Origin of the sequence: Actinophytocola sp. (genome assembly GCF_035712165.1) — a bacterium.
Taxonomy (GTDB): domain Bacteria; phylum Actinomycetota; class Actinomycetes; order Mycobacteriales; family Pseudonocardiaceae; genus DASYTH01.
Genome location: NZ_DASTBH010000238.1, coordinates 1 through 8,112 on the forward strand (window position 1 = coordinate 1; position 8,112 = coordinate 8,112).

The following is an 8,112-nucleotide window of genomic DNA, read 5'->3' on the forward strand; positions in this document are numbered from 1 at the left end:
GGCCACCGGCCGGATCGAGCTGGCGCTCCATCAGATGCCCCACCGGGTGCACCACGGTGACCAGGCAGCCCCGGGCGGCCAGGCCCCGAGCGGCCTCCAGACCCAGAAGCCCCCCGCCCAGCACCGCCACCGGGGTGCCCGGCGTGGCCAGGGCGAGCAACCGCTCGCAGTCGTCGAGCGTGCGGAAGGCGACCACACCGGCGGCCAGCTCACGGTCCTCGGTGGTGAGCCCCTCGGTGGGCGGAATCCACGGCCGGCTGCCGGTGGCCAGCACCAGCACGTCATAGTCCACAGTGGACCCATCGGCCAGCCGCACCCGGCGTGCGGTCCGGTCGATCGCGACCACCGCCGTGTCCAGCCGCAGCTCCACCCCGGCCGGCTCGGTCAGCCGGACCGACTCCGGGGTCATCGAGCCGCCGACCACCGCGGAGAGCAGCACCCGGTTGTACGCGGCATGCCGCTCCTCACCGATCACCGTGACCGCCACCCGGTCGCCGTTCGGGTCCCGGGCCCGGATCTCCTCGGCGAGCCGGGCTCCGGCCATGCCGTAGCCGATGGTCACCACGCGCCGGATCGTCACGACCGGACCTCCTCGGGGGCGATGGCCACGGCGCACACCTTGAACTCGGGCATCCGGCTGATCGGGTCCAGCGCGGCATGCGTGATCAGGTTGGCTCGCTGGTCATCCGGAAAGTGGAACGGCAGGAACACCAGGTCCGGTCGCATCGACTCGACCGTGCGCACCCGGGCGTGCACGGCCCCGCGCCGGGAGGTGACCACCGCGCCGTCGCCGTCGGCGAGCCCGGCCCGGCGCGCGGTGTCCGGGTGCACCTCGACGAACACCTCGCCGACCACGGCCGCGAGCTCGGCCACCCGGCGGGTCTGCGCGCCGGACTGGTAGTGCTGCAGCACCCGGCCCGTGGTGGCCTGCAAGGGAAACTCGGCATCGGGAAGTTCGGCCGGTCCGCGATGGTCGACCGGCACGAACCGGGCCCGGCCGTCCGGATGGCCGAAGCGGTCCAGGAACATCCGCGGGGTGCCGGGATGGTCGTCGGCCGGCACCGGCCAGTGCAGCGCCGCCCCGGACCGCAGCCGCGGGTAGCTGACCCCGGCGTAGTCGGCCGGCCCACCGGCCGAGGCCCGGCGCAGTTCCTCGAACACCCGCTCGGCGTCGGCCGGAAACCGCTGCGGCGGCTGGCCCAGCCGCACGGCCAGTTCGTGCAGTACGGCGAGGTCGTCGCGCACCCCGGCCGGTGCGGGAAGTGCGCGCTGCCGCAACAGGATCCGACCCTCCAGGTTGGTCAGCGTGCCGTCCTCCTCGGCCCACTGGGCGACCGGCAGCACCACGTCGGCCTGCGCCGCGGTCTCGGACAGCACCACGTCGGCGACCATCATGAAGTCCACTGTGGACAGCCGGTCGGCGACCCGGCGGGCGTTCGGCGCCGAGACGACCACGTTGCTGCCGAACACCAGCAGGCCGCGCGGCCCGGACTCGGTGCCAAGGGCGTCCAGCAACTCGTAGGCCGACCGGCCGGGTCCGGGCAGCGACTCCGGCGTGACCCCCCACACCCCGGCGACATGCGCCCGGGCGGCCGGATCGTCGATCCTGCGGTAACCGGGCAACTGGTCGGCCTTCTGCCCGTGCTCCCGGCCGCCCTGGCCGTTGCCCTGACCGGTCAGACAGCCGTAGCCGGAGCCGGCGCGGCCGGGCAGGCCCAACCCGAGCGCCAGGTTGATCCAGGCGCTCACCGTGTCGGTTCCGCTGGCGTGCTGCTCGGTTCCGCGTCCGGTCAGCACATAGGCGTGTTCGGCGCCGGCCAGGAGCCGGGCGGCCGCGTGCTGGTCGGCCGCGCTGACCCCGGTGATCCGCTCGACCCGCTCCGGCCACCAGCCGGCGGCGATCCGCCAGGCCGCGTCGAAACCGTTGGTGCGCTTGGCGCTGTAGTCGGCGCACAGCAGTCCGCCGGCCCGCGCGGCGTGCAGGATGCCAAGGGCCAGCGCCAGATCCGTGCCGGGCGCCGGTTGCAGGTGCAGGGTGGCCTGCTCGGCGGTCGGCGTGCGGCGCGGGTCGACCACGATCAGCCCGCCGCCCTCGCGCGCCCGGGCGAGATGCTGCAGGAACGGCGGCATGGTCTCGGCCGGGTTCGAACCGGCCAGCAGTACCGCGCCGGCGCCGGCCAGATCCGTTACCGGGAAAGGAAGTCCGCGGTCCACACCGAACGCCCGGAGGCCGGCCGCCGCCGCCGAGGACATGCAGAACCGGCCGTTGTAGTCGATCTGCGAGGTGCCCAGCGCGACCCGGGCGAACTTGCCGAGCAGGTAGGCCTTCTCGTTGGTGAGGCCGCCGCCGCCGAACACGGCGACCGCGTCCGGGCCGTGCTCGGTCTGCAGTTCGGTGATCCGGCGGGCGACCAGGTCCAGCGCCGCGTCCCAGCTCGCCGGGCGCAGTTCGCCTGCCACGCGGACCAGTGGCGTGGTCAGCCGATGCGGCGAGGTGAGCAGGCTGCCGGCGGTCCAGCCCTTCTGGCACAGCCCGCCGCCGCTGGTGGGGAACTCCCGGGGCGCCACCCGCGATCCGGTCATCCGCATGCCGCACTGCAGCGCGCAGTACGGGCAGTGGGTGTCGGTGCCGGGACCGGCCACTCGTACCTCCCTCGCGCTGGCGTGTCAGGCCCCGACCGTAGGAACGGGTTGTTACCCGGGCGTGCCCGCGTGTTTCGGGCAGGGGAACTTGGCTGCTCAACGCGAGTGGCTCGACGGTGAGGGCGTTGGGCTACCGTTCAGTAACTTTGTAGCTGGTTACCATTGAGTAACTTTTGAGCGCGCCTTAACGTGAGAGTCGCCACAGGTCAACGACGTCCTGCAGATGGAGGCCCGCCATGTTTCGTCGCCTCGGCACGCTACTCTCGGTAATAGTGGGATCGCTGCTCGTCATCCCGGCGGCTCCGGCCGCGGCCGCCGCCCCGGATCCGGTGATCATCGTGAACGGGACCTTCGGCCCGGCGTTCTTCTACGAGCCGCTCGCCGCCCGGCTGCGACACGACGGCTACCGGGTGGCCATCTTCGAGCTCACCAACCTGGGCACCGGCGACATCGCCAACACAGCCCGGGACCTCAACGCGTTCGCCGACCGGGTGCGGGCCCAGACCGGGGCCGCCCGCGTCGATCTCGTCGCCCACTCACAAGGTGGCCTGGTCGCCCGCCAGTACATCAAGTTCCTCGGCGGATCGTCCGAAGTGGACAGTCTGGTCAGCCTCGGCGCCCCGCACTACGGCACCGTGGTCGCCAACATCGCCGCCTTCTTCGGCCTCGGCAACTGCCTGGGCGTCGTGGCCTGCCAGCAGATGGCGGCCGGGTCGGCGTTCCTGAACAACCTCAACGCCGGGGACGACACGATCGGATCGGTCCGCTACACCAACCTCTACACCGCGCTCGACGAACTGGTCCAGCCCGTGCACAACGCCGCCCTCGCCGACGGCGCCACCAACGTGTTGATCCAGTCCCAGTGCCCCCTGCGCATCGTCGAACACGTCGGCCTCGCCCTCGACGGCACCGTCTACTCCGGCATCACCGACGCCCTCCGCGGCGCCCGCATCACCCTCAACTGTCTGGCGCTCTGAACCACTCCCGCGAACGGCACCTCTCAGCTGTCGCGCTTGAGATGGGGACTCGCCGGGCTGGAAGTGGGGACTCGCGGGGTCAGAAGAAGTCGCTGACGTGGGTGGCGGCGCGGGTGAGGCCGTGCAGCGACTCGGGGGTGGAGTGCGGGTGCAGGGCATGCACGGCCAGGCGGAACAGCAGGGCGTGCAGCAGGGCCTGGGGCCAGTCCGGCAGGTGCGACCAGCGGTGCAGGATGCCCTCGTCGGCGCCGCCCCACGCCAGGGCGTCGACGACGACGACCGCGGCGGCCCATTCCGGCGGGCGGTGGAAGGCGGTGAAGTCGACGATGGCGGGCGGGGCGTCGCCGGCGAAGAGCACGTTGCCGAACAGGTCGCCGTGCACCACCTGCGGGGTGAGCGTGGTCGGCCGCCGGGCGGTGACGAGATCCGCGAACAGCGTGCCGCCCAGCCCGGGTTCCAGCGGGGCGGGCTTCTCGCCCCAGGCCGCCCGGTCGGCCATCGCGAACACGTCCATGCGCTTGGCGATGAACCGCGGCCGGTCCAGGTCCGCGGTCGCCTTGTGCAGCCGCAGCGACGCCGCGATCACCTCGTCGTAGCGCGGCTCCGGCTTGCCCGGCAGGAACCGGAACGCCACCCAGCCGCCCACCACCCAGCGGCCGTCACTGGACCGCACCGGCCGGCCGATGCGTAGGTCGGGAACGTCCAACTCACCGAGGGTCTGCGCCACCCAGGCCGCCTCGGCCGGCTGGTGGGCGGGCCGCAGCGCGACGTCGGCGCACCGCCACACCGGACCGCGACCGACCGGCTCCGGGACCGCTTCCCGGGCGCCGAACGCCGCCCGCACGTGTTCCGGCGGCGCGGACTGCGGTAACGCGCTCACCGTCGCGCCTCTCCGGGATTTACTCCTGTTGTGGCGGTGAGTTGCCATCGCTCGGTCGGCAGGGCCCCGATGGCTGGGTTGCGTCCCGTTCCCCTTGGCCGCGATTGGCAGGCACGCTCGCTCACGACAGGCCACGCTACCGCCCGTAACCCGCTGAGAGCGGCAGCACACTCGGGTGTGTCAGTAGGTCGGCAGGCTCGGATCCACGTCCTTGGCCCAGCCGAGCACCCCGCCGCCCACGTGCACCGCGTCGGCGAAGCCCGCCTTGTGCAGCGCGGCCAACGCCTCCGCCGAGCGGGCGCCGGACTTGCAGTGCAGCACGATCGGCCGGTCCTGCGGCAGTTCGGCCAGGGCCGCGCCGGACAGGATGCGGTCCTTCGGGATCAGCACCGAGCCGGGGATCCGGACGATCTCGTACTCGTGCGGCTCGCGGACGTCGATCAGCGCGAAGTTCTCGCCCCGGTCGAACTTCTCCTTCAACTCGCGCGGCGTGATCGTGTGCCCGGCGGCCGCTCGCGAGGCGTCGTCGGTCACCACGCCGCAGAACGCCTCGTAGTCGATCATGCCCTCGATCGGCTTGCTCTCCGGGTCCTTGCGGATCTTGATCGTGCGGTAGGACATCTCCAGGGCGTCGTAGACCATCAGCCGGCCGAGCAGCGGCTCGCCGATCCCGGTCAGCAGCTTGATCGCCTCGGTCACCATGATCGAACCGATGGAGGCGCACAGCACGCCCAGCACGCCGCCCTCGGCGCAGGACGGCACCATCCCGGGCGGCGGCGGCTCCGGGTACAGGTCGCGGTAGTTGAGGCCCTGCCCGTTCGGCGCGTCCTCCCAGAACACGCTGACCTGGCCCTCGAACCGGAAGATCGACCCCCACACGTACGGCTTGCCGAGCAGCACGGCCGCGTCGTTGACCAGGTAGCGGGTGGCGAAGTTGTCGGTGCCGTCCAGGATCAGGTCGTAGCCGGCGAACACCTCGAGGGCGTTCTCCGAGCTCAGGTGCACCTGGTGCAGGTTGACCTTGACGAACGGGTTGATCTCGGCGATCGAGTCGCGGGCGGACTCCGCCTTGGGCCGGCCGATGTCGGACTGGCCGTGGATCACCTGGCGCTGCAGGTTGGACTCGTCGACCACGTCGAACTCGACGATGCCGATCGTGCCGACCCCGGCCGCGGCCAGGTACAGCAGCGCCGGGCTGCCCAGCCCGCCCGCACCCACCACGAGCACCTTGGCGTTCTTGAGCCGCTTCTGCCCGTCCACCCCGACGTCCGGGATGATCAGGTGTCGGCTGTACCGGGCGACCTCCTCCTTGGTCAACTCGGCGGCCGGTTCGACAAGCGGCGGCAGGCTGCCAGCCATCAGCTCCTCCTCTAGGACGCGGGCGCTCCCCAGTGTCCTCTTCTGGAAACGCCGCGGGGCCGCCGGAACTTCCGCTCCCACATGGCGGGACCCTAGGCGGCGGGCTTCGCCTGCGGGTTGGGCCAGGCGTTGGGCTTGCAGGTCTTGCCGTCGGCGGGGACCGGCTCGCGGTTGCCGACCGCCCGGTTCAGCTCGGCGACGAAGTTGTTGGCCACGCCGAAGGTCTGCTGCATCATCACCGGCGCCAGCGCGCCCTCGGTCGGGCAGCCCACGTGCTGGTTGTTGAACGCGTGCCCGACCTCGTGGTTGATGGCGTACTGCCGGTAGGTGAGGATGTCGCCGTTGAACGCGGTGGCGCCGCGCACCCACCGGGCCAGGTTGATCAGCACCCGCTTGTCGGCGCGGCGGTAGCAGGACGACTCGTACTTGATGCTGTAGCCGCACTGGTCGGGCTTGTGCACGGTCTCCGGGCTGGACAGGCTGATCCGCATGTCGGGATTGCCGGAGTCGACCCGCTGCACCGAGACCTTGCCGTCGGTGGTCCAGCCGCGCGGGTCGGCCAGGGTCTGGTCGATCAGCTTGGCGAACGCCTCGTCGCCACCGAAGGACAACGGGTCCACCCCGTCCTCGACCTCGATGGTGTAGGTGAACAGCCGCCCGGCGCCGCCGACCCGTTGCCCACTGCCGGGCACGATGTGCCAGGTTCCGGCGGCGGCCTGGGTGAAACCGCCGCCGTTGGGTAGTTCCGCGGTCGGCACGTTGACGTCCACCGGGGTCGGGGCCTGCTCGGTGGCCGCAGGCGGCCCCACCGACTCGCTGGCCTGCGCGTTGGAGACCGCGCCGTCCGGTCCGCTCGCACCGCTGCTGGCGTCGGCGCCAGGGCCCTCCCGGCCGATCTGGAACACGACGACCGCGGTGAGCCCGATCAGCACCGGGATGGCGAGGATGCGCCAGCCGTAGGTGCGCAGCATCCGGCCCGTCCCGCCGCGCCGGTGCTGACCGCCGTCCGGCCGGCCCTCCGGCTGCCAGTTCGCGGACAGCGGCTGGCCGACCCGGCGGCTGGTGCCGGCCGGGCGGGCAACCCGCTGGGTCGATGCCGAGCGGGACTGTCTGGGGAGCGGGCGCTGCCCGTGCGTCGCCCCGCTCACACCGTCACCTCGCTCGCCACCCGGCAAGAGTGCCACATCGCGCTGCGCTCGGCCGGGTCACCAGTCAGCACCGGACTCCCACATGCCGAGCACCGCGCGGGCGACCGTGGCCGGCCGCTCCATCTGCGCGACATGACCGGTCCGCGGCAGCACCAGCAGCCGGGCCCTGGGCAGCATCCGGGCCAGCCGCGGCGCCTTACGCACCGTCACCAGCTTGTCGTCGGTCCCCCAGACCACCAGCGTGGGCATGGTCAAGCGGGGCGCCACGGTCCACAGCGACCGCGCCCGCGGCACCATCCACGCCCGCAGCAGGCCGACCGCGCTCTGGCTCAGCGCCGTGGCCGCCCACTTCATCGCGGCCCGCTCGGCGGCCTCCTCGGTGGCCTCGGCCAGCCGGGACTCGGGGATCTGGGACGGGTCGGCGAAGCACAGCCGGATCAACTGCATGGCCCGGTCCCGGGGCGGCATCACGGCCAGGGCGCGGCGCACGCGCGGCCCGACCACCGGCAGGAAGGTCAGCGGCAGCCGGCGGTCGGACAGCCGGCGCAGGGACGGGCGCAGGTCGGGCACGGCCGGGGAGATGAGCGTGAGGGTGCGGACCAGTTCCGGGTGCGCCGCCGCGTACAGCATCGAGATGGCGCCGCCCATCGAGTTGCCGAACAGGTGCACCGGGCCGAGATCCTGGACGCGCAGGAACTGGGCGAGCACGTCGGCGTGCGCGGCGAGGGAGAAGTCGAACCCGGGCATCGGCTCGGAACGGCCGAAGCCGGGCAGGTCGACCGCGATGCCCGGGACATGACCGGACAGTTGCGCGGCCAGGTCGGTCCAGTTGGTCGCCGAGCCGCCGAGCCCGTGCACGTACACGGCGGTCGGAGCGTCCTGCGGCCCCGGCGTCCGCCGGATATGTAATCTCAGGTCTCCGACGGCGCACTCGGAACCGGGCCAGGGCGGTATGGACTGGTCCAGCGCGGGGAGCGCCGACTCGGACAGGGGAACACGGGTCAGCGGTGAGAACCCCGCGGCGGTACTCATCGTCCCAGTCTCCCCCCAGTGACCATTACCGACGAGTAAGGTCGAGACCAATCACCTGGACGGGTTGGCGATC

General features: G+C 72.3%; 7 protein-coding genes. 1 reads left to right on the forward strand and 6 read right to left on the reverse strand.

Annotated elements, in window-relative coordinates; translation table 11 throughout:
* Positions 1-580, reverse strand: a 580-nt coding sequence (locus VFO68_RS13450) for an NAD(P)/FAD-dependent oxidoreductase (protein WP_325158587.1), incomplete at its 3' end; no start/stop codon positions are given.
* Entirely contained in the window at positions 577-2,589 is a 2,013-nt protein-coding gene (locus tag VFO68_RS13455) for a molybdopterin oxidoreductase family protein (protein ID WP_325158593.1), read from the reverse strand. The genes VFO68_RS13455 and VFO68_RS13450, both read right to left, overlap by 4 nt.
* A 326-nt stretch (positions 2,590-2,915) precedes the next feature.
* On the opposite strand from VFO68_RS13455, the gene VFO68_RS13460 reads away from it, so the two are divergent.
* Entirely contained in the window at positions 2,916-3,620 is a 705-nt protein-coding gene (locus VFO68_RS13460; protein ID WP_325158588.1) for an esterase/lipase family protein, read from the forward strand.
* Positions 3,621-3,699: 79 nt separating this feature from the next.
* Here the strand turns inward: VFO68_RS13460 and VFO68_RS13465 are convergent, their stop codons facing one another.
* From VFO68_RS13465 to VFO68_RS13480, 4 genes are all read right to left on the reverse strand, one after another.
* Positions 3,700-4,500 carry a TIGR02569 family protein gene (locus tag VFO68_RS13465; protein WP_325158589.1) on the reverse strand — a complete coding sequence of 267 codons (801 nt, stop codon included), beginning with the start codon at positions 4,498-4,500 and terminating at the stop codon, positions 3,700-3,702.
* A gap of 180 nt (positions 4,501-4,680) precedes the next feature.
* Complete coding sequence (gene moeZ, locus VFO68_RS13470; protein ID WP_325158590.1) at positions 4,681-5,859, reverse strand: adenylyltransferase/sulfurtransferase MoeZ; 1,179 nt, start codon at positions 5,857-5,859, stop codon at positions 4,681-4,683.
* A 92-nt stretch (positions 5,860-5,951) separates the two neighbouring features.
* Complete coding sequence (locus VFO68_RS13475) at positions 5,952-7,007, reverse strand: DUF3152 domain-containing protein (RefSeq protein WP_325158591.1); 1,056 nt, start codon at positions 7,005-7,007, stop codon at positions 5,952-5,954.
* 57 nt (positions 7,008-7,064) lie between these two features.
* The gene (locus VFO68_RS13480) at positions 7,065-8,039 is read right to left on the reverse strand and encodes an alpha/beta fold hydrolase (protein WP_325158592.1); all 975 of its coding nucleotides are present in this window, start codon (positions 8,037-8,039) and stop codon (positions 7,065-7,067) included.
* Between the last annotated feature and the right edge of the window lie 73 nt (positions 8,040-8,112).